The 24,050-nt window shown below is 69.8% G+C and carries 19 protein-coding genes and 1 pseudogene; 13 read left to right on the top strand and 7 right to left on the bottom strand.

Annotation, left to right across the window (positions count from 1 at the left end):
- The first annotated feature begins 76 nt into the window (after positions 1 to 76).
- Complete coding sequence (locus ACFPOE_RS18200; protein WP_376851705.1) at positions 77 to 562, top strand: TRAP transporter small permease; 486 nt, start codon at positions 77 to 79, stop codon at positions 560 to 562.
- Positions 559 to 1,851, top strand: coding sequence for a TRAP transporter large permease (locus ACFPOE_RS18195; RefSeq protein ID WP_376851704.1), 1,293 nt, complete (start codon positions 559 to 561; stop codon positions 1,849 to 1,851). The genes ACFPOE_RS18200 and ACFPOE_RS18195 overlap by 4 nt, the downstream gene beginning before the upstream one ends.
- A gap of 181 nt (positions 1,852 to 2,032) precedes the next feature.
- On the opposite strand, the gene ACFPOE_RS18190 is transcribed toward ACFPOE_RS18195, so the two are convergent.
- The 3 genes from ACFPOE_RS18190 to ACFPOE_RS18180 are packed head-to-tail and all read right to left on the bottom strand — an operon-like array spanning position 2,033 to position 5,072.
- Positions 2,033 to 3,289, bottom strand: coding sequence for a mechanosensitive ion channel family protein (locus ACFPOE_RS18190; RefSeq protein WP_376851925.1), 1,257 nt, complete (start codon positions 3,287 to 3,289; stop codon positions 2,033 to 2,035).
- A 23-nt stretch (positions 3,290 to 3,312) separates the two neighbouring features.
- Positions 3,313 to 4,089, bottom strand: a complete 777-nt coding sequence (locus tag ACFPOE_RS18185; protein WP_376851703.1) for an enoyl-CoA hydratase — start codon at positions 4,087 to 4,089, stop codon at positions 3,313 to 3,315.
- Positions 4,090 to 4,118: 29 nt separating this feature from the next.
- On the bottom strand, positions 4,119 to 5,072 hold the full coding sequence (locus ACFPOE_RS18180; RefSeq protein ID WP_376851702.1) for a histone deacetylase family protein: 954 nt from the start codon (positions 5,070 to 5,072) through the stop codon (positions 4,119 to 4,121).
- 41 nt (positions 5,073 to 5,113) lie between these two features.
- Between ACFPOE_RS18180 and ACFPOE_RS18175 the strand changes: the two genes are divergently transcribed.
- From ACFPOE_RS18175 to ACFPOE_RS18155, 5 genes are read left to right on the top strand one after another with little or no spacing between them, the layout of a single operon-like run.
- Positions 5,114 to 6,034 carry an AAA family ATPase gene (locus ACFPOE_RS18175; protein WP_376851701.1) on the top strand — a complete coding sequence of 307 codons (921 nt, stop codon included), beginning with the start codon at positions 5,114 to 5,116 and terminating at the stop codon, positions 6,032 to 6,034.
- Entirely contained in the window at positions 6,031 to 7,032 is a 1,002-nt protein-coding gene (locus tag ACFPOE_RS18170) for a DUF58 domain-containing protein (protein ID WP_376851700.1), read from the top strand. Before ACFPOE_RS18175 ends, ACFPOE_RS18170 begins: the two co-directional genes overlap by 4 nt.
- Positions 7,026 to 9,032: a transglutaminase TgpA family protein gene (locus tag ACFPOE_RS18165; RefSeq protein ID WP_376851699.1), complete on the top strand. Its 2,007-nt coding sequence runs from the start codon at positions 7,026 to 7,028 to the stop codon at positions 9,030 to 9,032. The genes ACFPOE_RS18170 and ACFPOE_RS18165 overlap by 7 nt, the downstream gene beginning before the upstream one ends.
- Positions 9,033 to 9,037: 5 nt before the next feature.
- On the top strand, positions 9,038 to 10,132 hold the full coding sequence (mltB, locus tag ACFPOE_RS18160; RefSeq protein WP_376851698.1) for a lytic murein transglycosylase B: 1,095 nt from the start codon (positions 9,038 to 9,040) through the stop codon (positions 10,130 to 10,132).
- Positions 10,129 to 10,746, top strand: a complete 618-nt coding sequence (locus ACFPOE_RS18155; protein WP_376851697.1) for an HD domain-containing protein — start codon at positions 10,129 to 10,131, stop codon at positions 10,744 to 10,746. Before mltB ends, ACFPOE_RS18155 begins: the two co-directional genes overlap by 4 nt.
- A gap of 1 nt (position 10,747) precedes the next feature.
- On the opposite strand, the gene ACFPOE_RS18150 is transcribed toward ACFPOE_RS18155, so the two are convergent.
- The 4 genes from ACFPOE_RS18150 to ACFPOE_RS18135 all read right to left on the bottom strand — a co-directional run bounded on the left by ACFPOE_RS18150 (position 10,748) and on the right by ACFPOE_RS18135 (position 16,151).
- A complete protein-coding gene (locus ACFPOE_RS18150; protein WP_376851696.1) occupies positions 10,748 to 11,029 on the bottom strand; it encodes a hypothetical protein in 282 nt (93 codons plus the stop codon).
- A gap of 71 nt (positions 11,030 to 11,100) precedes the next feature.
- A complete protein-coding gene (locus tag ACFPOE_RS18145; RefSeq protein ID WP_376851695.1) occupies positions 11,101 to 12,063 on the bottom strand; it encodes an alpha-E domain-containing protein in 963 nt (320 codons plus the stop codon).
- 55 nt (positions 12,064 to 12,118) lie between these two features.
- A complete protein-coding gene (locus ACFPOE_RS18140; RefSeq protein ID WP_376851694.1) occupies positions 12,119 to 13,615 on the bottom strand; it encodes a circularly permuted type 2 ATP-grasp protein in 1,497 nt (498 codons plus the stop codon).
- Positions 13,616 to 13,667: 52 nt separating this feature from the next.
- Positions 13,668 to 16,151, bottom strand: coding sequence for a DNA internalization-related competence protein ComEC/Rec2 (locus ACFPOE_RS18135; RefSeq protein ID WP_376851693.1), 2,484 nt, complete (start codon positions 16,149 to 16,151; stop codon positions 13,668 to 13,670).
- Between the two features lie 137 nt (positions 16,152 to 16,288).
- On the opposite strand from ACFPOE_RS18135, the gene ACFPOE_RS18130 reads away from it, so the two are divergent.
- The 6 genes and pseudogenes from ACFPOE_RS18130 to ACFPOE_RS18105 all read left to right on the top strand — a co-directional run bounded on the left by ACFPOE_RS18130 (position 16,289) and on the right by ACFPOE_RS18105 (position 23,907).
- Positions 16,289 to 19,792 (top strand): transglutaminase family protein, encoded by a 3,504-nt coding sequence (locus ACFPOE_RS18130; protein WP_376851692.1) that lies wholly within the window; start codon positions 16,289 to 16,291, stop codon positions 19,790 to 19,792.
- 5 nt (positions 19,793 to 19,797) lie between these two features.
- Entirely contained in the window at positions 19,798 to 20,187 is a 390-nt protein-coding gene (locus ACFPOE_RS18125) for a BrnA antitoxin family protein (protein WP_376851691.1), read from the top strand.
- Positions 20,184 to 21,104, top strand: coding sequence for a ketopantoate reductase family protein (locus tag ACFPOE_RS18120; RefSeq protein WP_376851690.1), 921 nt, complete (start codon positions 20,184 to 20,186; stop codon positions 21,102 to 21,104). Before ACFPOE_RS18125 ends, ACFPOE_RS18120 begins: the two co-directional genes overlap by 4 nt.
- Complete coding sequence (locus tag ACFPOE_RS18115; RefSeq protein ID WP_376851689.1) at positions 21,101 to 22,210, top strand: enolase C-terminal domain-like protein; 1,110 nt, start codon at positions 21,101 to 21,103, stop codon at positions 22,208 to 22,210. Before ACFPOE_RS18120 ends, ACFPOE_RS18115 begins: the two co-directional genes overlap by 4 nt.
- 579 nt (positions 22,211 to 22,789) lie before the next feature.
- A pseudogene (locus tag ACFPOE_RS18110) lies at positions 22,790 to 23,317 on the top strand (GNAT family N-acetyltransferase); the annotation flags it as partial.
- 95 nt (positions 23,318 to 23,412) lie between these two features.
- Positions 23,413 to 23,907, top strand: coding sequence for a DUF2059 domain-containing protein (locus ACFPOE_RS18105; protein ID WP_376851688.1), 495 nt, complete (start codon positions 23,413 to 23,415; stop codon positions 23,905 to 23,907).
- Positions 23,908 to 24,050 lie beyond the last annotated feature (143 nt).

The following is a 24,050-nucleotide window of genomic DNA, read 5'->3' as shown; positions in this document are numbered from 1 at the left end:
CCTCCTGCCCCGCCCGGGCGCGGCCTCATCGACCATGGGGACCGCGCCTTTTGCTGCCTGACGGACCCGACGACCCTTGAAAAAACTGCTCATCCTCGCCTGCTCCCTGCTGTCGGGCGGCGCCCTGTTCGCCATCATGGCGCTGACCTTCTTCGACGTCGCCGGCCGCAAGCTGCTGGACAACTCGATCCCGGGCTCGCTGGAACTGACCGAGCTGCTGATGGTCGTCGTGATCTTCGCGGCGCTGCCGCTGGTGTCGCTGCGCGGCGAGCACGTGCTGTTCGACTCCTTCGACAACGCGATCCCGCCGCGGCTGCTGGCGCTGCAGAAGGCGCTGATCCACGTGCTGATCGCCGCCGCGCTGCTGGGCCTGGCCGTGCTGATGTGGAAGACCGGCGGCGACTTCCTGCAGACCGGCGAAACGACGGCGCAGCTGAAGTTCCCCAAGGCGCCCTTCATCTACGGCATGTCGGTGCTGTGCGCGATCTCGGGGCTGGTGCACCTGTACCTGGTGGTGCGGCCGCCGGCCGAGCTCGCCGAGGGTGAAGGGGCCGCGCTGTGACCGCGGCGCTGATCGGCTTCGCCGTCATCTTCGCGCTGGCGCTGCTGCGCATCCCGCTGGCCTTCGCCATGGGCGGCGTCGGCATCGTCGGCATGGGCCTGACGCGCGGCTGGGAGCCGGCGCTGGCCAGCACGGCGCAGGTGGTCTACGAAACCGGCTTCGCCTACACGCTGTCGGTGATCCCGCTGTTCATCCTGATGGGCAACTTCGTGGCCCGCGCCGGGCTGGCGCAGGAGCTGTTCCAGGCCGCGTATTCCTTCATCGGCCACAAGCGCGGCGGCCTGGCCCACGCCACGGTGGTGGCCTGCGCCGGCTTCGGCGCGATCTGCGGCTCCTCGATCGCCACCGCCGCCACCATGGGCAAGGTGGCCTACCCGTCGATGAAGAAGCTGGGCTACAGCGACGCCCTGTCGATGGGCGTGATCGCCGCCGGCGGCACGCTGGGCATCATGATCCCGCCGTCGACCATCATGGTGATCTACGGAATCATCACCGAGACCAACATCGGCAAGCTGTTCGCGGCCGGCGTCATCCCGGGCATCATGTCGGCCCTGCTGATGATGGCCGGCATCGCCTGGATCACGGCGCGCGACCCGGCCCATGCGCCGGCCGGCGAGCGCAGCACCTGGCCGCAGCGCTGGCAGGCGCTGCGCGGCATCTGGGGCGTGCTGCTGCTGGTGGTGGTGGTGCTGGGCGGCATCTACGGCGGCATCTTCACCGCCACCGAGGGCGCCGGCTTCGGCGCTGCCGGCGCCTTCCTGTTCGCGCTGGCGCGCCGGCGCCTGACCTGGGCCATCCTGTACGAGGTGCTGGTGGAATCGGCCCGCACCACGGCCATGCTGTTCACGCTGCTGATCGCCGCCACGCTGTTCGCCAACTTCGTCAACTTCACGTCGATGCCCAACGACCTGAAGGACCTGATCACCGGCAGCGGCCTGTCGCCCACCATGATCATCATCGCGATGATGCTGATCTACGTGGTGCTGGGCACGGTGATGGAGGAGCTGACCATGGTGCTGCTCACCATCCCGCTGTTCTTCCCGATCGTGACGGCGCTGGGCTTCGACCCGGTCTGGTTCGGCGTGCTGATCGTGATGGTGGTGCAGATCGGCCTGATCTCGCCGCCGGTGGGGATGAACATGTTCGTGCTCAACGCGCTGCTGCCCGGCGTCGGCCTGGGCGCGATCTACCGCGGCTGCTGGCCCTTCGTGTTCGTGCTGGTGCTGATGCTGGCGCTTCTGATCATGGTGCCGCAACTGAGTCTCTGGTTGCCGTCGCTGATGAAATGACGCGCAGCGTCATCCCGGGTTCGGCCCGGGATCCATGCCTTTGTCCGCGGCTCCCCCGTTCGCGTTGAGCTTGTCGAAACGCTGCGGGTGCTATCCGCGCGGCGCGGAAGCGGAAAGTAGAAGCGTTTCGACAAGCTCAACGCGAACGGGACGGGTTTGCGCCGCAGGGATGGATCCCAGGTCAAGCCCGGGATGACAGGTCCTGCTGCTTCACGTGCACCACCCGCTGCGGATAGGGGATGTCGATGCCGGCGGCGCGGAAGTCGGCCAGCACGCGCAGGTTGATCTCCGAGCGCACGTTCAGCTGGCCGTTGGACGGATCGGCGATCCAGAACAGCAGGCTGAACTCCAGCCCGTCGGCGCCGAAGCGCGCCAGCCGCGCCGCGGGCTCGGGCTCCGCCAGCACCCGCTCGCTGGCCTTCGCCGCGTCCACCAGGATCCGCTGCACCAGGTCGACGTCGCTGTCGTAGCCCACCGCCACGTCCACCGTCAGCAGGATGCGCGAGTCCGCCAGCGACAGGTTCTCGATCCGCTCGGTGATCAGCTTCTCGTTGGGCACGATCGATTCGCGCCCGGACAGCGAGCGGATCAGCGTGTAGCGGGTCTTGATGTCCATCACCGTGCCCTCGAAGCCGTCCACCCGCACCGTGTCTCCGATCCGCAGGCTGCGCTCGGCCAGGATCACGAAGCCGCTGACGTAATTGGCGGCCAGCTTCTGCAGGCCGAAGCCCAGCCCGACGCCGAGCGCGCCGCCCAGCACCGACAGCGCCGTCAGGTCCACGCCCACCGCCGACAGCGCGAACAGCAGCCCCAGCAGCAGCAGCACCGCGCGGATCGCGTTGGCCGCCACCTTGCGCAGCGACAGGTCGTTCATGTGCTGGCTCAGCACGCGGTGCTCCAGCGCGGCCGAGATCCACAGCGCCAGCACCAGCACCGCGCCGCAGGACAGCGTGCCCTGCACCACCGTGAGCAGCGTGATGTGCGACTTGCCGAAGGCGAACTGGATCTTCTCCATCTCCGCCATCACCGGCGGCAGCAGGCCCATGATCCACAGCGCCGCCGCGATCCAGGCCACCCAGGAGAACACCCGTTCCACCAGCCGCGCCGCCGCCGAGCCGGGGAACACCACCGTGAACACCCGGGCCAGCAGCCGGATGCCGGCCAGCGCCACCAGCACCGGCACCGCGATGCGCAGCAGCGGCGTGGCGTGGTATTCGCCGACCACCAGCCGCGCGCTGTAGGTCAGCGCCAGCGCCAGCAGCGGGAACAGCACGCCGTCCACCAGCGCGCGGCCGAACCACACCGAATCCCGCGGCCGCTTGCGGCCGGTCAGCCAGCAGATGCCGTAGGCCACCAGCAGGCACGCGACCAGCGCGCCGACGTCCCAGGCGGTGGGACCGTGGTCGAGGTCGTTGATGAACCGGCCGAGTTCGTCCAGGCCTTCTTCGGTTGCGCCCGGATTCACCGGGACCAATCCGGCTTGCGCTTCTCGGTGAAGGCCGTCACGCCCTCCTGCGCACAGTGCTCCATCATGTTCACCGCCATGGTCTGGTTGGCCAGCTGGTAGGCGGCCGCCAGGCCGAGCTCACGCTGGCGGTAGAACAGCTCCTTGCCCATCGCGATGGCGGCGCGCGGCTTGGCCAGGATGCTGTCGACCAGCTTGGCGACCTCGGCATCGAGCTGCTCGGGCGCCACGGCGCGGTTGACCAGCAGGCGCTCGAGCGCCTGCTGCGCGCTGATGAACTCGCCGGTGACCAGCATCTCCATCGCGAACTTGGCCGGCACGTTGCGCAGCAGCGGCACGCTGGGCGTGGAGCAGAACAGGCCGAGGTTGACGCCGCTGACGGCGAACTTCGCGTCGGTCGACGCGACGGCCAGGTCGCATTGCGCCACCAGCTGGCAACCGGCCGCGGTGGCGATGCCGTGCACCCTCGCGAGCACCGGCACCGGCAGCTGCTGGATCGACAGCATCACGCGGCTGCACTGCGCGAACAGCTGCTGGTAATACGCCAGTTCCGGCGTCGCGATCATTTCCTTGAGGTTGTGGCCGGGGCAGAAGGCCTTGCCGTTGGCCGCCAGCACGACGACGCGGGCCGACTCGTCGGCCGCGATGGCGTCCAGCGCCGCCTGCAGCGCGGCCAGCATCTCCTGGCTCAGGGCGTTGAAACTGGCCGGCCGGTTCATCGTCAGCGTGACGACGCCGCGCTCGTCCTTCGTCTGCAGCAATGCGGGTTCCATGGTGTCCTTCCAATCTGTCCCGCGAAGGATCAGAGATCCGCCAGCGCCCGCACGTGCGCCTCCACGCTGCGGCCCAGCGCATCGAGGTTGTAGCCGCCCTCCAGCGAGGAGACGATGCGGCCCTTGGCGTACTTGTCGGCGACGGCCTTGATCTGCCGGGTGATCCAGGTGTAATCCGCTTCCACCAGGCCCAGCTGGCCGAGGTCGTCCTCGCGGTGGGCGTCGAAGCCGGCGCTGATGAAGATCATCTCCGGCTGGAATTCCTCCAGCCGCGGCAACCACTCCTGCTCGATCTTCCGGCGGATCACGTCACCCTTGGTATAGGCCGGGAACGGCAGGTTGAGCATGTTGTCGGCCAGCGGCGGGTAGCCGCTGCCGGGATAGAAGGGGCTCTGGAACAGTCCCACCATCAGCACCCGCTCGTCGCCGGCCAGGATGTCCTCGGTGCCGTTGCCGTGGTGCACGTCGAAGTCCACGATCGCCACGCGCTTGAGGCCGTGGCGCTCCAGCGCGTAGCGCGCCGCGATCGCGACGTTGTTGAAGATGCAAAAGCCCATCGCCCGGTTGTGGCAGGCGTGGTGGCCGGGCGGACGCACGGCGCAGAAGGCGTTGGCCAGCTCGCCGGCCATCACCGCGTCGGTGGCGGCGATGGCGGCGCCGGCGCCGCGCCGGATCGCGTTCCAGGTGTGCGGGTTCATCGAGGTGTCGGGATCGATCTGCGCGTAGCCGCGCCCGCCCGCTTCGATCTTCTCGGCCAGTTCGTCGGCCATGCCGCGGATCGCGTGCACGAAGCTCTCGTCGTGCGCCAGTTCGATGTCGTCGGTGGAAGCCAGCGGCGCCTCGCGCCGGTCGAGTGCGTCGATCACGCCGGTGATCAGCAGCCGGTCGTCTATCGCGTCGAGCCGCTCGGGGCATTCCGGGTGGCCCCGGCCCATCTCGTGCCGCCTGCAATCGGGATGTGTGAAATAGCCGGTTTTATTCATCGCCACGCTCGTCCATGCGGAAATTCAGATAACGTCGCGCCATGGATGCACAACAAAAACTCAAGGCGCTCCTGGGCCAGCTTAACACGGTGATCGTCGGCAAACCGGCCCAGGTGCAGGACTGCGTGGCCTGCCTGCTGGCCGGCGGCCACCTGCTGATCGAGGACGTTCCGGGCGTCGGCAAGACCACCCTGGCGCACGCCCTGGCGCGCTCGTTCGGCCTGCAGTTTTCACGCGTCCAGTTCACGGCGGACCTGATGCCGAGCGACCTGTCGGGCGTCTCGATCTACGAGCGCGGCAAGGAAGTGTTCGTGTTCCATCCCGGTCCGATCTTCGCGCAGGTGCTGCTGGCCGACGAGATCAACCGCGCCAGCCCCAAGACCCAGAGCGCGCTGCTCGAGGCGATGGAGGAAAAGCAGGTGACGGTGGAAGGCGAGACCCGCGCCCTGCCCTCGCCCTTCTTCGTGATCGCCACCCAGAACCCGCACGACCAGCTCGGCACCTTCGCGCTGCCGGAGTCGCAGCTCGATCGCTTCCTGATGCGCATCTCGCTGGGCTACCCGGACCGGGCCGCCGAGCGCGAGCTGCTCAACGGCCGCGACCGGCGCGAGATGATGGAGACGATGCAGGGCACGCTGTCGGCGATCGAGCTGCAGTCGCTGCAGCAGAAGGTGATGGACATCCACGCCGCCGACCCGCTGCTCGATTACGTGCAGGAGCTGGTGGCGGCCACCCGCTCGGGCCGCTGGTTCCTGCAGGGCCTGTCGCCGCGCGCCGGCATCGCCGTGGTGCGCGCCGCCAAGGCGCAGGCGCTGCTCAGCGGCCGCGACTACGTGGCGCCCGACGACGTGCAGGCGATCCTGCCGCAGACCGTGGCGCACCGGCTGATTCCGGTCGGCGACGCCGGCCGCGGGCCGGTGGAGCAGGTGCGCGCGATGCTGGAGGCGGTCTCGCTGCCATGAGCACCCAGGCGGTTCGGGCGGATTGGTACAACCCGGTCGGCTTCGCGCGCCGGCGCTTCCGGATCTGGTGGCAGTCGCGCATCGCACTCACCGACACCATGACGCTGTCGCAGCGCAACGTCTACATCCTGCCGTCGCGCGCCGGCTTCATGCTCGGCGCCACCCTGGTCGTGCTGCTGGTCGCGTCGATCAACTACCAGCTGAACCTGGGCTACCTGCTGACCTTCCTGCTGGCCGGCAGCGCGCTGGCCGGCATGCACGTGTGCCACGCCACGCTGCGCGGCCTGACCATGAACCTGCTGCAGCCGGACCCGCAGTTCGCCGGCGCCAGCACCACGCTGTCGGTGGTCCTGAACAACCCGCGGCGCTCGGTGCGGCACGGCATCGGCCTGGCGGTGCTGGACGCGCACGAAGACCGCTTCAGCAAGCACTGGGTCTGGGCCGACGTGCCGGCCCAGGGCAGCTGCGTGGTGCACGTCGCCTTCCAGCCGCAGCAGCGCGGCCTGCACCGGGTGCCGCCGCTGACGGCGGAGACGCGCTTTCCCCTTGGCACCTTCCGCGTCTGGACCGTGTGGCGGCCGGCGGCGCAGGTGCTGGTCTATCCGGCGCCCGAGCCGCTGCCGCCGCCGCTGCCGCCGGGCGAGCCGCGGGCCGGCGGCGCCGCCAGCGCCCGGCTGCAGGGCAGCGGCGAATTCGACGGCGTGCGCGCCTACCGCCGCGGCGATCCGCTCAAGCTGGTGGTCTGGAAGAAGGCCGCCAAGGCCGACGAGCTGGTCAGCCGCGACACCGAGCAGGCCCAGCGCTACGAGCTGTGGCTGGACTTCACCGGCGCCGGCCCCGGCGGCACCGAGCAGCGGCTGTCGCGGCTCGCGGCCTGGGTGCTGCAGGCCGACAAGCTGGCGCTCGACTTCGGCCTGCGGCTGCCGGCCCTGCAGATCGCGCCCGGCAGCGGCGAGGCGCACAAGCGCCGCTGCCTGGAGGCCCTGGCGACGTGCTGACCCGCCTCCACGCCCTGCCGCGCGACGCGCGCGACACCCTGTTCCTGCTGCTGGTGATCGGCTGGGTGGTGCTGCCGCAGGTGGGCCACCTGCCCTGGTGGTGCACCGCGCTGGCCGCCGGCGTGCTGCTGTTCCGCGGCTGGCTGGCGATCGCCGCCCGCCGGCTGCCCGGCCAGTGGTGGCTCGCAGTGCTGCTGGTGGTGGCGCTGACGGCCACCTGGATGACCCACCGCACCCTGCTCGGGCGCGACGCCGGGGTGACGCTGATCGTGATCCTGCTGGCCCTGAAGACGCTGGAGCTGCGGGCGCGGCGCGACGCCTTCGTGATCTTCTTCCTGGGCTTCTTCACGATGCTCACCAACTTCTTCTTCTCGCAGTCGCTGCCGACGGCGGCGGCGATGCTGCTCGCCCTGCTGGGGTTGCTGACGGCGCTGGTCAACGCCCACATGCCGGTGGGCAAGCCGCCGCTGCTGCACGCCGCCCGCACGGCGGTGGTGCTGGCGCTGTTCGGCGCGCCGGTGATGGCGGTGCTGTTCGTGCTGTTCCCGCGCTTCGGCCCGCTGTGGGGCATCCCGGGCGACGCGATGAGCGGGCGCAGCGGCCTGTCCTCGACCATGCAGATCGGCAACCTGGCGTCGCTGGCGCTGGACGACAGCATCGCCATGCGGATCCGCTTCGACGGTGCGCCGCCGCCGCAGCAGGAGCTGTACTTCCGCGGGCCGGTGCTGACCAGCTTCGACGGCCGCGAGTGGCGCGCCCTGCAGCCGCGGCTGGGGTCGCGCTTCGCCCCTGCGCTAACCGCGCCGGCCGGGTTGCAGGTCTCGGGCGCGCCGGTGCGCTACGAGGTGACGCTGGAGCCGAACAACCGGCCCTGGCTGTTCGTGCTGGACGCGACACCGCAATCGCCCACCGTGCCCGGCTTCGACACGGTGATGACCGGCGAGCTGCAATGGATCGCCAGCCGGCCGGTGACCGACCTGCTGCGCTACCGGGCGGAGAGCTACCCCACCTACCGCTACGGACCGCGCTCCACCGCCGCCCTGCTGCCCGAGTACCTGGAGCTGCCGGCCGGCTTCAACCCGCGCACCCTCGAGCTGGCGCGGCAGCTGCGGTCCGACCCGGCGCTGGCCGGCGGCGGCCCGCTGGCGCTGGTGAACGCCGCCCTGCAGCGCCTGCGCAGCGGCGGCTACCGCTACACGCTGGAGCCGGGCACCTTCGGCCAGCACACGGCGGACGAATTCTGGTTCGACCGCAAGGAAGGCTTCTGCGAGCACATCGCCTCGGCCTTCGTGGTGCTGATGCGGGCGATGGACGTGCCGGCGCGGGTGGTCACCGGCTACCAGGGGGGCGACCGCAACCCGGTGGACGGCTTCTGGGCGGTGCGCCAGAGCGATGCCCACGCCTGGGCCGAGGTCTGGCTGTCGGGCCGCGGCTGGGTGCGCGTCGATCCCACCGCCGCGGTCGCGCCCGGCCGCACCGGCGCCTTCGAGCGGCTGCAGCCGGCGCGCGGCGCGCTGGCCAGCGCCTTCAACGCCGTCACCCCCGACATCGCCGCCAGCGTGCGCGCCGCCTGGGAGGCGCTGAACAACGCCTGGAACCAGCGGGTGCTCAATTACACCCAGAGCAAGCAGCTGGACATGCTGAAGAACCTGGGCTTCGACAGCCCGAGCTGGGAAGACCTCAGCTACGTGCTGATCGCGGTGATCGTGCTGGTGGCGGCGATCGGCGCCGCCTGGACGCTGTGGGAGCGCACCCAGCACGACCCCTGGCTGCGCCTGCTGGCGCGGGTGCGCAAGCGCCTGCGCGCCGCCGGCGTGGAACTGCCGCCGGCCAGCGCGCCGCGCCAGATCGCCACGCTTGTCACATCGCGTTTCGGCACGCAGGCGAAACCATTGGCAGACTGGCTGCTCCAACTGGAGGCGCAGCGCTATTCGCGCAATCCGCACTCCAGCCTCGTTGCCCTGCAGCGTGACTACCGCCAGCTGGCCTGGCCAGAATAGAACCAATGTCCACAAGCCTCCGTTCCGCCGTCTTCACCGCCCTGATCGCAGCCGCCGCCCAGGCGGTCCCGGCCCAGCCGGCCGGCGCCCTGAAAAAGCCGCCGCGCGGCGGCAAGGTCGTGAAGCTGCCGGCGGTGGCCTATTCCACCCGCGCCGACGCGATGGCCTTTGCCGACGACTTGGCCCAGCGCCGCGACCTGGACCCCGAATGGGTGCGGCGCGCGCTGGGCGACGCCAAGTTCCTGCCGACAGTCGCCCGGCTGATGCAGCCGGCGCCCTCCGGCACGCCCAAGAACTGGCGCGTCTACCGCAGCCGCTTCATCGACCCGGTGCGCATCGCCGCCGGCGTCAGGTTCTGGCAGGCCAACGCAGATACGCTGGCCCGCGCCGAGAAGGAGTACGGCGTACCGGCCGAGATCATCGTCGGCATCCTGGGCGTGGAGACGATCTACGGCCAGCAGATGGGCAGCTTCCGGGTGATCGACGCGCTGGCGACGCTGGCCTTCGATTTTCCGCAGGCCCATCCGCGCGCGGAGGAGCGCAGCCAGTACTTCCGGCGCGAGCTGGAGCATTTCCTGAGCACCGAAAAGCGCCTGGGCGCGGATCCGCTGCAGCCGGTGGGCAGCTTCGCCGGCGCCATGGGCATGCCGCAGTTCATGCCCAGCAGCTGGGAGAAATGGGCGGTGGACTATGACGGCGACAGCAAGGTGGACCTGGCCGGCAGCGCCGCCGACGCCATCGGCTCGGTCGCCAATTACTTCAAGGGCTACGGCTGGCAGGCCGGCATGCCGGCGATCTATCCGGTGAGCCTCGACCCGGCGCGGCTGGACAAGGAGGCTCTGCTGGCGCCCGACATCCTGCCGACCTTCAGCGTCGCCAGCTTCACCGCCAAGGGCGCGGTGCTGCCGCCCGAGGCGACGCAGCACAAGGGCCCGCTGGCGCTGGTGGAATTGCAGAACGGTGACGACGAGCCGAGCTACGTGGCCGGCACCGAGAACTTCTATGTCATCACCCGCTACAACTGGTCCAGCTATTACGCGATGGCCGTGATCGAACTGGGCCGCGAGGTGAAGGCCGCGCTGGAGCGCGCCGGCTCGTGAACGTGACGCTGCACGGCTGGCAGGCACTGTGGCGCGAGCTGGGCGCGGCGCAGGCAGACAGCGCGCTGTTCGCGCGGGTGATCGCGGCCTGGAGCGAGCCGCAGCGCCACTACCACACGCTGATGCACCTGCGCGAGTGCCTGGCCCAGCTGGAGTCGGCGCAGGCGCTGCTGCAGCGGCCGGCGCAGGCCCGGCTGGCGCTGTGGTTCCACGACGCGGTCTACGACCCGACCCGCAGCGACAACGAGGAACGCAGCGCCGACTGGGCCCGCACCGCCGTCGCCGCGGCAGGCTTGCCCACCGGGATCGGCGAGCGCGTGCATGCGATGGTGATGGCGACCCGCCACGACGGCATCGCCACGGACACCGACACCCGGCTGCTGGTGGACAGCGACCTGGCGACGCTGGCGGCGCCGCCGCGGCGCTACGAGGAATACGCGCAGCAGATCCGGCGCGAATACCAGCATGTGCCCGAGGCCGAGTTCCGCCAGCGCCGCAAGCGCATCCTGCAAGGCTTCCTGCAGCGGCCGGCGATTTTCGCCAGCGCGCATTTCCGCGCCGCGCTGGAACAGCCGGCGCGCGAGAACATCGCCGCCGAAATCGCCCGCCTCTAGCTCAGGCGGCCAGCGGCCGGCGGCGGCGCAGCAGCCGGCGGATCGCGCTGCCGGCCAGCGCGCCCAGCAGGGCGATGAAGAAAGCCACCAGCACCGCGCCGACGCCGATGCTGAACCAGTAGGCCAGCCGGTCATGGCCGCTGGTGGTGGCCAGCAGCACGCCCAGTCCACTGAGCATCGTCAGCGCGATGCCGATGCGCAGCAGCGCCATCGGTCCGGCGAACAGGCCGAACGCGAATCCGAAGGAGAGCAAGGTCAGCAGCGCAAGCGTCGAGTGGGGCATGGCACCAGCTTAGGCGTGCGGCCGCCGCCGGGCTGTCGGAATGCATCCACGCCCGCTATCGGACGCAGCCCTCAGGCCGCTTCGGCCGGCACCAGGAAGTCGCGGCTGATGCGGATGCCCAGCTCGTTCACCCGGTCCAGGAACTGGGTGAGGAAGGCGTGCAGGCCGGTCGACAGGATCTCGTCGATGGCGCCCCACTTGAGGTCGGCCCGCAGCTTGCCGGCACGCCGCATGGTCTCGGACGACTGGTCGTTGGCCACCATCTCGAGGTTGCCCACCACCTCGTTCATGCTGGCGTGCAGCGAGCGCGGCATGTCGGCCCGCAGGATCAGCAGGTCCGCCACCCGCTCGGGCTTGATCACGTCGCGGTAAACCTTGCGGTAGATCTCGAAGCCGGAGACGCTGCGCAGGATCGCGCTCCAGTGGTAGAAGTCGTATTCCTGGTCCTTCTCGCTGGCGGCGCCGAAGAAGTCGCTCTGCACGGCGTGGAACTTGACGTCCACCAGCCGCGCGGTGTTGTCGGCCCGCTCCAGGAAGGTTCCCAGGCGCATGAAGTGCAGCGCCTCGTCCATCAGCATGGTGCCCACCGTGACGCCGCGCGACAGGTGCGAGCGGAACTTGACCCACTCGAAGAACTGGCCGGGGTCGCGCTCGTACTCGCGGCTCTTGAGCATCCGGTTGACCTCCAGCCAGGTCTGGTTCTGCGTCTCCCAGACCTCGGTGGTGAGGGTGCCGCGCACGGCCCGCGCGTTCTCGCGCGCGGCCCGCAGGCAGGAGACGATCGACGACGGGTTGTCCTCGTCGTTGATCATGAACTCCAGCACGTCGTGCGGCGTCACTTCCCGGTACTTGGCGTTGAACGCCGGCAGCAGCTCGCTGATCGACAGCAGCCCCTGCCAGCCGACCTGCGCCACCGCGGCCGATTGCGGCAGCAGCGAGGTCTGGTAGTTGACGTCGAGCATGCGGGCGGTGTTCTCCGCGCGCTCGGTGTAGCGGGACATCCAGAACAGGTGGTCGGCGGTTCTTGAAAGCATCAATGTTCTCCGTGCCCGTTCGCCCTGGGCCTGTCGAAGCCCCGCGAACGGTTTCTTAAACTTCCAATATCCAGGTGTCCTTGGTCCCGCCGCCCTGCGACGAATTGACCACCAACGAGCCGTCCTTCAGCGCCACCCGGGTCAGCCCGCCCGGCACCATCTGCACGTCCTTGCCCGAGAGCACGAAGGGACGCAGGTCGATGTGGCGCGGCGCGATGCCGCTCTCGACAAACGTCGGGCAGCTTGACAGCGACAGCGTCGGCTGGGCGATGTAGCCGTTGGGATTGGCCTGCACCGCCTTGCGGAAGTCCTCGATCTCCTGCTTGGTCGCGGCAGGCCCCACCAGCATGCCGTAGCCGCCGGCGCCGTGCACCTCCTTGACCACCAGCTCCTTGAGGTTGGCCAGCGTGTACTTCAGGTCGTCCGGGTTGCGGCACATGTAGGTCGGCACGTTCTTCAGGATCGGCTTCTCGCCCAGGTAGAACTCGATCATCTGCGGCACGTAGGGATAGATCGACTTGTCGTCGGCCACGCCGGTGCCGATCGCATTGCAGATGCTGACGTTGCCGGCGCTGTAGGCGTCCACCAGGCCGGCGCAGCCCAGCGTCGAGGTCTTGCGGAACACCGACGGATCCAGGAAGTCGTCGTCGACCCGCCGGTAGATCACGTCCACCCGCTTGGGTCCGCGGGTGGTGCGCATGTAGACGAAGCGGTCCTTGACGAACAGGTCCTGCCCTTCGACCAGCTCGATGCCCATCTGCTGCGCCAGGAAGGCGTGCTCGAAGTAGGCGCTGTTGTACATGCCGGGCGTGAGCACCACCACCGTGGGGTCGGCGGCGCCGGGCTGGGCCGAGGCGCGCAGCGTCTCCAGCAGCAGGTCGGGGTAATGGGCCACCGGCGCCACCCGGTGCGAGCTGAACAGGTCCGGGAACAGCCGCATCATCATCTTGCGGTCTTCCAGCATGTACGACACGCCGCTGGGCACCCGTAGGTTGTCCTCCAGCACGTAGTACTCGCCCTCGCCCTTGGCGTTGGCGGCCCGCACGATGTCGACGCCGGCGATGTGCGAATAGACGCGGTGCGGCACGTACACGCCCATCATCTCCTTGCGGAACTGGGCGTTGCCCAGGATCTGGTCGGCCGGGATGATGCCGGCCTTGATGATCTCCTGGTCGTGGTAGACGTCGTGCAGGAAGCGGTTCAGCACGTTGACGCGCTGCACCAGGCCCTTTTCCAGGATCGCCCATTCGGCGGCCGGGATGATGCGCGGGATCAGGTCGAACGGGATCAGCCGCTCGGTGCCGGCGCCGTCTTCGTCCTTGGCGCCGTAGACGGCGAAGGTGATGCCGACCCGGCGGAAGATCATCTCCGCCTCTTCCCGCCGCTTGCGCATCGTGTCGTCGGGCTGGCGCGCGAGCCACTGCGCGTAGCTCCGGTAATGGTCCCGCACACCCTGGCTCTGGAACTGGCTCTGGCCGCCCTGCGACTGGCTTTGCCACTGGGCCTGGCCGGCCGCAGGCAACTCCTTCCACATCTCGTCGAATTTCAGCATACGGCTTTCTCCTTGCCACAGGATAGCAAGTTCCAGGCCTCTGAAAGGGCGTTCACGGCGAGGCGATGCGGTGGTTCCAGTAACGAAACGCGGTCGCGCGCTGGCATTGAACCGCCTGCGGCTGCACCGACCGCCACCACGCCGCGCCGCATTGCGGCGACTGGATCACGCGCACGCCCTGCAGCCGGTAGCGCTCCAGCACCGGCGGCGCCGGATGGCCGAAGCGGTTGCGATAGCCGGCCTGCACGATCGCGATCCGCGGCCGCACCGCCTGCAGGAAGGCGGGGGTCGACGAGGTCTTGCTGCCGTGGTGAGGAACGAGCAGCACGTCGGCGCTCAATGCCGTTCGCGTTGAGCTTGTCGAAACGCCTGGACTCCGATCGTCCTGAGCTTGTCGACCGACTGGCTTAGCCCGAACGGAGCTCACCAGCCGCGCCTCCTGCGCCGCCTCGATGTCGCCCACCAGCAGCGCCGTCTGCCGCCCGTTGGCGATCCGCAGCACGCAGCTCATGGCATTGGATTTGGCCGGGGCCAGGTAGTCGTCCGCCTGCGGGTGCAGCAGCTCGAACTCCACGCCGTCCCAGTGCCAGCGCTGCCCGGCGACGCAGCGGGCGGCCTTGCGCAGCGCCTGCAGTTCGTGGTCGTCCTCGATCGAGCTCACCAGCGCGGCCTGCGGCTGCATCGCCAGCACCGCCGCGGCGCCACCGGTGTGGTCGGCATCGCGGTGGCTCAGCACCAGCGTGTCCACCCGCTCGCCCAGCGCCCGCAGCAGCGGCACCAGCACGCGGTGGCCGGCGTCGCTCTCGCGGCTGTAGCGCGGGCCGCTGTCGTAGACCAGCGTGTGGCCGGCGGTGCGCACGATCACCGCGTTGCCCTGGCCGATGTCGGCGGCCAGCAATTCGAACTCGCCTTCCAGCGGGCGCTCCGGCTGCCAGAGCAGCACCGGCAGCAGCAGCGGCAGGCCCAGCGCCCGCAGCGGCCAGGGCAGGCGCAGCACCAGCAGGATGCCGCCCAGCAATCCGGCCGCCGCGGCCCAGGGCGGCGGCGCGGCGGCGGCGACCGTGGCCCACGGCCAGGCGGCCAGCCATCCCAGCCACAGGCCCAGCACCTGCACCGCCCACGCCGCCAGGTCCCACAGCGGCGGCGCCAGCACGCCGGCCAGCGCCAGCGGCGTCACCAGCAGCGTGACCCAGGGAATGGCGACCGCGTTGGCCAGCAGGCTGACCACCGAGACCTGCCCGAACAGCAGCACCGTGAGCGGCAGCAGCGCCAGCGTGACGACGGCCTGCTCGCGGAAGAACGCCGCCAGCCGGCCGCCTGCCTGCGCGCCGGCATCGCTGGCGAACAGCACGCCGACGGCGACGAAGCTGAGCCAGAAGCCGGCCTGCAGCAGCGCCCACGGATCGACCGCCACCACCACCGCGCAGGCCAGCAGCCACACCTGCGGCCAGGGCCAGCGCCGGCCCCACAGCCGCAGCACGGCGACGGTGGCAAGCATCAGGACGGTGCGCTGCGCCGGCACGCCCCAGCCGCTGAACACCGCGTAGCCGGTGGCCAGCGCGATGCCGCCCACGAGGGCCGCGTGCTGCGCCGGCCAGGCCAGGCACAGGCGGGCACTGCGCCGCCACAGCCAGCCGATCGCCCAGGCCGCCGCCCAGGCGAACATCGTGATGTGCAGTCCCGAGATCGACATCAAATGGGCGACGCCGGTGGCGCGGAACACGTCCCAGTCGGCGCGGTCGATCGCCGCCTGGTCGCCCACCACCAGCGCCGCCAGCAGGCCGGCGGCCTTGCCGGCCTGTCCTGAGCTTGTCGAAGGGTCCGCGACGCGGGCGTCGATCCTGTCGCGCACCGACTGGCGCGCCGCTTCCACCGGATGGCGCCAGGTCACGCCGATGCGCCGCGGCGGCGGGTCCTTAGGCCCGGCGCGCACATAGCCGGTGGCCTGCAAGCCCTGCTCCCACAGCCACAGCTCGTAGTCGAAGCCGTGCGGATTGAAGTTGCCGTGCGGCGCCTTCAGCCGCGCCGCCAGCAGCCAGCGCTCGCCGGCGCGCAGGTCGGCCGGCTGGCGCTGCGCTTCCCCGCCGCCCAGGCCCGGGTACCAGCCCAGGTAAAGCTGCGGCGGCAGCTGCACCGGCCGGCCGGCCATCGAGGCCGACTCCAGTTCGAAGCGGAAACGCAGCGCGCCGTCGTTGCGCTGCGGCATGGCCGCCACCACGCCGGTGAGGGCGATGTCGCGCCCCTCCAGCGCCGGTGCCAGTGCGTCGCCGGCAAACTGCACCGCCCGCAGGCCGACCAGCGCGAAAGCCAGGAGCGCCGCGGCCGGCAGCGCCAGCCAGCGGTTCCAGCGGCGGCGGCGCCGCAACCCGATGCCGACCAAACAAGCCAGCGCGATCGCGGCCAGCGCCGCATACGCCGCGCCGCCCCACAGCCGCTGCTGCTGCAGCTGGCAGGCCGAGCCCGCGACCAGGCCCAGCAGGCCCCAGGCCAGCCAGGGCCGCGCCTGCTGGCCGGTGTCGTCTACGGTGTCGGTCACCCGCGTTCAACGGCGCCAGGCCGCGGCGCGAGGACTTGACGCATCCCCCAACTGGAGTGGGTCGGCCAGGCTGGCCGCAGCGCCGCCAACGGCTGGCGCGGCGCCCCGCGCGGCGCGGGACTTGCTAGGATCGACCCATGTCGATCCACGCCGCCCTGAACCATGTCACCCACTACAAATACGACCGGCCGATCAACATCGGCGCCCAGGTGGTGCGGTTGCGGCCCGCGCCCCATTGCCGCAGCAACATCGTCTCGTACTCGCTGAAGGTCGAGCCGGCGCAGCACTTCATCAACTGGCAGCAGGACCCGTTCGCCAACTACCTGGCGCGCCTCGTGTTTCCGGAGAAGACCACCGAATTCAAGGTGACGGTGGACCTGGTGGTGGAGATGGCGGTCTACAACCCGTTCGACTTCTTCCTGGAGCCGCAGGCGGAGAACTTCCCGTTCCAGTACAGCGAATCGCAGAAGCAGGAGCTGGCGCCCTACCTGGTGACCGAGCCGGCCACGCCGCTGCTGCAAAAGTACCTGGCCAAGATCGACCGCAAGGAGCGCCGCACCATCGACTTCCTGGTCTGGTTGAACCAGGAGGTGCAGCATGACGTGAAGTACCTGATCCGGATGGAGCCCGGCGTGCAGACGCCGGAAGAGACGCTGCGCAACGCCAGTGGCTCCTGCCGCGACTCGGGCTGGCTGCTGGTGCAGCTGATGCGCCATTGCGGGCTGGCGGCGCGCTTCGTCTCGGGCTACCTGATCCAGCTGGTGCCGGACGTGAAGTCGCTGGACGGCCCCAGCGGCACCACCGTCGATTTCACCGACCTGCACGCCTGGTGCGAGGTGTTCCTGCCGGGCGCCGGCTGGATCGGGCTGGATCCGACCTCCGGCCTGATGGCCGGCGAGGGCCACATCCCGCTGGCCTGCACGCCCTCGCCCTCCAGCGCGGCGCCGGTGGAAGGCCTCATCGACGAGGCCGAAGTGGAGTTCAGCCACCACATGCAGGTGACGCGCATCTACGAATCGCCGCGCGTGACCAAGCCCTACACCGAGGAACAGTGGTCCGAGGTGCTGGCGCTGGGCGACATGGTGGATTCGCAACTGGTGGCCGGCGACGTGCGCCTGACCATGGGCGGCGAACCGACCTATGTGGCCACCGCGGACCGCGACGCCGCCGAATGGAACACCGATGCACTCGGCCCCAGCAAGCGCGGCTACGCCACCGAGCTGGTCCACAAGCTGCGCAACGAATACGGCCAGGGCGGCTTCCTGCATTTCGGCCAGGGCAAGTGGTATCCCGGCGAGCAGCTGCCGCGCTGGGCGCTGTCGATCTACTGGCGCGCCGACGGCCAGCCGGCGTGGAAGAACCCGGCCCTGTTCGCCAACGAGGCGCAGCCCTCGCAATACACCGGCGAGGACGCGCAGCGCTTCATCACCACGCTGGCCAACCGCCTGGGCGTGACCGACAGGTTCATCAAGCCGGGCTACGAGGACGTCTTCTACTACCTGTGGCGGGAACGCCGGCTGCCGGTGAACGTGGACCCGTTCGACTCGAAGCTGGACGACGAGATGGAGCGGGTGCGGCTGCGCCGGGTGTTCGAGCAGAAGCTGGAATCGGTGGTGGGCTACGTGCTGCCGCTGTCGGCGGGCGAAGAAGGCACGGCGCGGCTGGCCGGCCCGGTCTGGTCCACCGGCCCCTGGTTCGTGCGCGACGAACGCATGTACCTGATCCCCGGCGATTCGCCGATGGGCCTGCGGCTGCCGCTGGATTCGCTGCCCTGGGTGAGCAAGGAAGACTTTCCTTACCTGGTGGAGCAGGACCCGTCGGCGCCGCGCGGGCCGCTGGCACCGGCCAGCGCCATCAGCGCCCGCTATGAAGGCGACGGCGAGCGCCGCGGCGTCAACTGCGTGGCCGGCAGCGCGCTGCCCGGCGAAGCGCCACGGCGCGCGCAGCAGCGCTCCAGCGAGCTGCCCGGCGGCAAGGGCGGCACGCTCGGGCCGGGCCAGCACGAGCCGGAAGGCTTCGTGCAGGCACCGGCGCGCGGCAAGTCGGCCGCCGGCCACAGCCGCACGGCGCTGGTGGTGGAAGCGCGCGACCCGCGCCGCGCCAACGGCCCCAAGGCCGAGGCCGTGGGCAAGAAATCGTCGGCGCTGTACGTCTTCATGCCGCCGCTGGCGCAGCTGGAAGACTACCTGGACCTGCTGGCCGCGATCGAGGCCACCGCGCAGCAACTGGGCGTGCAGATCATCCTGGAAGGCTATCCGCCGCCGCGCGATCCGCGCCTGAAGCTGCTGCAGGTGACGCCCGACCCGGGCGTGATCGAGGTAAACATCCATCCGGCCCACAACTGGCGCGAGCTGGTGGAGCACACGGAATTCCTCTACAACGCGGCCTTCGAGACGCGGCTGTCGGCCGAGAAGTTCATGACCGACGGCCGCCACACCGGCACCGGCGGCGGCAACCACTTCGTGCTGGGCGGGGCGACGCCGGACGATTCGCCCTTCCTGCGCAAGCCCGAGGTGCTGGCCAGCCTGCTGCTGTACTGGCACAACCATCCTTCGCTGTCCTACCTGTTCTCCGGCATGTTCATCGGCCCGACCAGCCAGGCGCCGCGAGTGGACGAAGCGCGCAACGACCAGCTGTACGAGCTGGAGATCGCGATCAAGGAGATCGAGAACAACCGCCGCGTCCATGGCCAGGCGATGCCGCCTTGGCTGGTGGACCGGACGCTGCGCAACATCCTGATCGACGTCACGGGCAACACCCACCGCAGCGAGTTCTGCATCGACAAGATGTACTCGCCCGATTCGGCCACCGGCCGGCTGGGCCTGCTGGAGCTGCGCGCCTTCGAGATGCCGCCGCACTCGCGCATGAGCATCGCGCAGCAGCTGCTGCTGCGGGCGCTGGTGGCGCGCTTCTGGCGCGAGCCGTACCGCGCCCCCGCCACCCGCTGGGGCACCGAGCTGCACGACCGCTTCCTGCTGCCGACCTTCGTGCAGATGGACTTCCACGACGTGCTGGAGGAGATGCGGCGCACCGGCTATGCCTTCGACGACGCGTGGTTCGCGCCGCACTTCGAGTTCCGCTTCCCGCTGGTGGGCGCGGTGCAGACCATGGGCATGGAGCTGACGCTGCGCAATGCGCTGGAGCCCTGGCACGTGATGGGCGAGGAAGGATCGACCGGCGGCACGGTGCGCTATGTCGATTCGTCGCTGGAGCGGATCGAGGCGCGCATCACCGGCCTGAACCCCAGCCGCCACGTGGTGACGGTCAACGGCAAGGCGATGCCGATGCAGCCCACCGGCGTCACCGGCGAGTTCGTCTCCGGCGTGCGCTACAAGGCCTGGAACCCGCCTTCGGCGCTGCATCCGACCATCGGCGTGCATGCGCCGCTGACCTTCGACATCGTGGACACCTGGATGAACCGCTCGCTGGGCGGCTGCCAGTACCACGTGACGCATCCGGGCGGCCGCAACTACGACACCTTCCCGGTCAATGCCTACGAAGCGGAGAGCCGGCGCATGGCGCGCTTCTTCCGCATGGGGCATTCGCCGGGCCGGCTGCAGGTGCCGCCGGCGACGGTCAACGTGCCGGGGAGCAGGGAGTTTCCGTTCACGCTGGATCTGAGGCAGCCTCCTCGGGGTTGAGGGCCATGCCCGGCGCCCTTAGGAGTCCCCCGGGAACAGTCTGCCTCGCGATGTGGGACGCTTGCCGCGGGCGACGCGCACGTCGTCAAGAAGGACGAGTACTGCCCGAATTGACCGAGGACATGCTCGCGCGCGCCACGGTGAACAAGGACGGCCGGCCGGTCTTGCCCCATCCGCGCAAGCTGCAGTCGTTTCGTCTGCCTGCCGATGTGATCGGGCGCTGGAAGGCAAGCGGACCCGGATGGCAAACCCGCATGGCGCAGCGCGTCGGTGGCCGAGGTCTACCGCCCTTCCCACATCGCCGGCAAGCGTTACCCCGACGCCCGGCGGGCGCCACCGGACATCCGGTGCTACCCTGCGCCACGGACAACAACGCACGAGACAGGCAGAAATGAAAATCGCAATCATGGGCTCCGGCGGCCTGGGCGGCTACTTCGGCGCCAGGCTCGCGCAAGGCGGCGCGGACGTCCACTTCATCGCCCGCGGCAAGCACCTCCAAGCCATGCGCGGCAACGGCTTGCGCATCGAAGGGCCGGAGCCGATCCACCTGGCAAAGGTGCATGCCACCGACCAGCCCGCGGAGATCGGCGTAGCGGATGTCGTGATGCTGTGCGTGAAGCTGTGGGACACCGAACAGGCGATCGCGCAGATCCGGCCGCTGGTCGGGCCGGACACGGCCGTCATCTCCTTCCAGAACGGCGTGCTGAAGGACCAGTTCCTGCGCGCGGCGTTCGACGAGCGCCAGCTGATGGGCGGCGTCGGCTATGTCGCCACCACCATCGAGGCGCCCGGCGTGATCCGCCAGACCGGGCCGATGCAGCGGCTGCTGTTCGGCGAGTTCGACGGCTCGCGCTCGCCGCGCGGGGAGGCCTTGCTGGCGGCGTGCCTGGCCGGCGGGATCCAGGCCGAACTGTCGACCGACATCCGGCGCGAGATCTGGCAGAAGTTCGTCTTCCTGGTCGGCCTGTCGGGGACCACGACCACCATCCGCAAGCCCATTGGCCCGATCCGCTCGAATCCCCAGACCCGCGCCTTCCTGCACGACGTGATGAGCGAGGTGGTCGCCGTCGGCCGCGCCCATGGCGTGGCGCTGCCCGAGGACTATGCGCAGGTGCGGCTGCAGCTGGCCGACGACGTGTCGCCCGACATGACGTCGTCGATGCACCACGACCTGCAGCGCGGCAACCGGCTCGAAGTGCGCTGGCTCGCCGGGGGCGTGGTCGAACTGGGCAAGGCCAAGGGCGTGCCCACGCCCCTCAACCGGGCCATCGCCGACATCCTGGCGCTCCACGCGGAAGGCGGCCAGCCATGACAGCTGCGGCCACCGCCTGCTCCGGGTTGCGCCTGCGCAGCGTCAGCTGCATCGCGGTCGAAGTGCCGCTGCGCTACGTGCTGGGCACCAGCGCGGCCACGGTGCGCGCCGCCCCCTTGCTGCTGGTGGAGGTGCTGACCGAGCAGGGCATCGTCGGCCGGTCCTACGTGTTCTGCTACCGGCGCAGTGGCGCCCGGTCGATCGCCACCGTGCTCGCGGAAGCCGCGGAGGTGGTGCGCGGCCACGGCATCGCACCGCTGGCCATCGCGGCCCTGCTCGAACGCCGCTTTGCCCTGCTGGGCGTCACGGGCGTGGTGCGGATGGCCCTCTCCGCCCTGGACATGGCGTTGTGGGACGCAATGGCCGTGGCAGCCGGTGTACCGCTCGCAGTGCTTCTCGGTGGCATACCGCGGCCGCTGCGCGCGTACAACTCCTGCGGCCTGGGCCTGATGACTCCGCAGGCCGCCGCCGATGAAGCCGAGGTGCTGCTGGAGGGCGGGATGCAGGCGGTGAAGCTGCGGCTGGGCTACGCCACGCTGGCGGACGACCTGGCGGTGACGCGCGCGGTACGCCGCCGCCTGCCGGATGCCGTGCAGTTGCTGGTCGATTACAACCAGGCCCTGGGCCGCGTCGATGCCCTGGAGCGCGGACGCGCCCTGCAATCGGAAGGCGTCGCCTGGCTCGAAGAGCCGATCCGCCACGACGATCTCGCCGGCAATGCCGAGATCGCGCGGGCGCTGGATCTGCCGCTTCAGCTGGGGGAAAACTTCGACGGCCCCAAGGACCTGCTGCAGGCGCTGCAGGCCGGGGCCTGCGACCTGGTGATGCCCGATGTCGCGCGCATCGGCGGCGTCAGCGGCTGGATGCAGGCGGCCGGGGTGGCGCACGCGCACGGCATTCCCATGAGTTCGCACCTGATGCCCGAGGTGAGCGCCCATCTGCTTGCCGCGACGCCGACCTGCCACTGGCTGGAATACGTGGACTGGACCGATGCGATCGCCGCGCAGCCGGTGCGGATCGAGAACGGCTGCTGGCCGGCGAGCGAGCGGCCGGGAATCGGGCTGGAGTGGGATGCGGAGAAGGTCGCCCGCTACCGGATGGAATGAGGCCGTCCTGCGGAACTCCGGCGCTATCGCGCACCGCCCGCCTTCACCACCTTGGCAGCACGCAGCCGCGCCGCGTCGGCGGATGCGGTTGCCACCGCCTACTGCCAGGGCACGCGGCTGCGCAGCGAGATCGACGGTAGCGCCCCCGCTCCCGCGCCGAGGCATGAGCCAGGGCCTTACTTCCCCATCTTCCCCTGCAGGACCTTCACCAGGTGGCCCTTGCTTCAGGATCGCGCGTCACGAAGCGAGGCAAACCTGTCTTCAATCAGAAGAGCGAGTGCCACCCATCGCTGGCGTTTTTCAGTAGCAGACGATATCGTGGACAGCATTGTCGTCCGGCAACTATGCGTCGCCTGTCTTGGAAGACGAATCAGGTGTGGCACTGAAGCTCTATCACACGCGCGTCCATCGCCTGACTATTAGCCCCCACCACCGCCAACACATTCCCCGCCGCAGCCCCACTATTCACATCTCACATCCGCATCGCTCACGACAGCGATGTGCATCTGCGGGCCAGGCATCCCGCTTTGCCAATCAAGTATTCACCGGACAGACAAGCGCAACCCGTCCCCGAGCCCAATGCAATTCACCGCCCTTCCCCACTGCGACCACCCGCTCGTCGTCCTGCGGCCGATCCGCGCCGCGGACCTGTCCGCCTGGTACGGCTATCTCTCGCTGCCCGAGGTATACCGGCACACCAGCTGGAACCTGCGTTCGGTGCAGGAACTGGCCTCCTATGTCGCCGGGGTCGAGCCGACCACGGCGTCCTCGCGGCTGCGGCTGGCCATCGCACTGAAGTCGAGCGGCGAGCTGGTCGGCACCGCGGGCTTCCACTCGGTCTCGCCGGAGAACCGGTCCGCCGAGATCGCCTACGACCTCGCGCCGGCGCTGTGGGGCCGCGGCATCGCCAGCCATGTCTGCGCCGCCATCACGTCCTGGGCCCACGCGGATGCCGGCGTGGTGCGGGTGCAGGCCACCACGCTCGAGTCCAACGCGCGCTCGGCCCGGGTGCTGGAGCGCTGTGGCTACCAGCGCGAGGGCCTGCTGCGCAGCTTCCGTCTGGTGCGCGGCCAGCCGGGCGATTTCTTCATGTATTCGCACCTGGCGCCCAGCCCGGCCGCACGCACCGTCGGGCAGCTTTGCGCCGGACGACGGTCGGGCGATACTGGCAGCGCGGGCCCAGCCCGACCAGGAGGAACTTCATGAGACGGCTCATCGCCATCGTCACCCTCTTCGCGGCCGCGGCCGCCTACGCGGCGCCGCCCAGCCAGGAGTCGGTGGAGCAGTTGCTGGCCGCCACCAGGGCCGAGGCGACCATCGATGCGATGTTCTCCAGCCTGGAGCCGATGATGCGGCAGTCCATGCAGCAGGCGACCCAGGGCAAGCCGCTGAGCGCGCAGCAGCAGCGCGTCCTCGATGCCGTCCCGCCCCGGTTCGCCGCCATCATCCGGCAGGAGCTGGGCTGGCAGAAGATGAAGCCGCTCTATGTGCAGATCTACCAGGAAACCTTCGAGCAGCAGGAGGTGGACGGGATGCTGGCTTTCTACGCCAGCCCGGCCGGCCAGGCCTTCGTCAACAAGATGCCGGTCGTGATGCAGAAATCGATGGCCCTGTCACAGCAGATGATGAAGTCGGTGCTGCCCCGGATGCAGCAGGCCATGAAAGAGGCGCTGGCGCAGGCCAAGGCGGCCAACTAGGGCAGCCACGGCGCCGTCCCCGGCCGCCTTGGCCAGGTGGCGGCTGGTCGGCACGCTGGCGTGGCCGATGCGGCTGTCGAAGGAGAGCGAGCCGCCGCGCACCAGCCGCACCGCCTTGCCGATGGCGAATGCATATCGATCGT

Origin of the sequence: Caenimonas terrae, assembly GCF_042655405.1 — a bacterium.
Taxonomy (GTDB): domain Bacteria; phylum Pseudomonadota; class Gammaproteobacteria; order Burkholderiales; family Burkholderiaceae_C; genus Ramlibacter; species Ramlibacter terrae_A.
The sequence above is the reverse complement of the archived record's forward strand: the minus strand, read 5'-3'. Positions and strand labels throughout refer to the sequence as shown.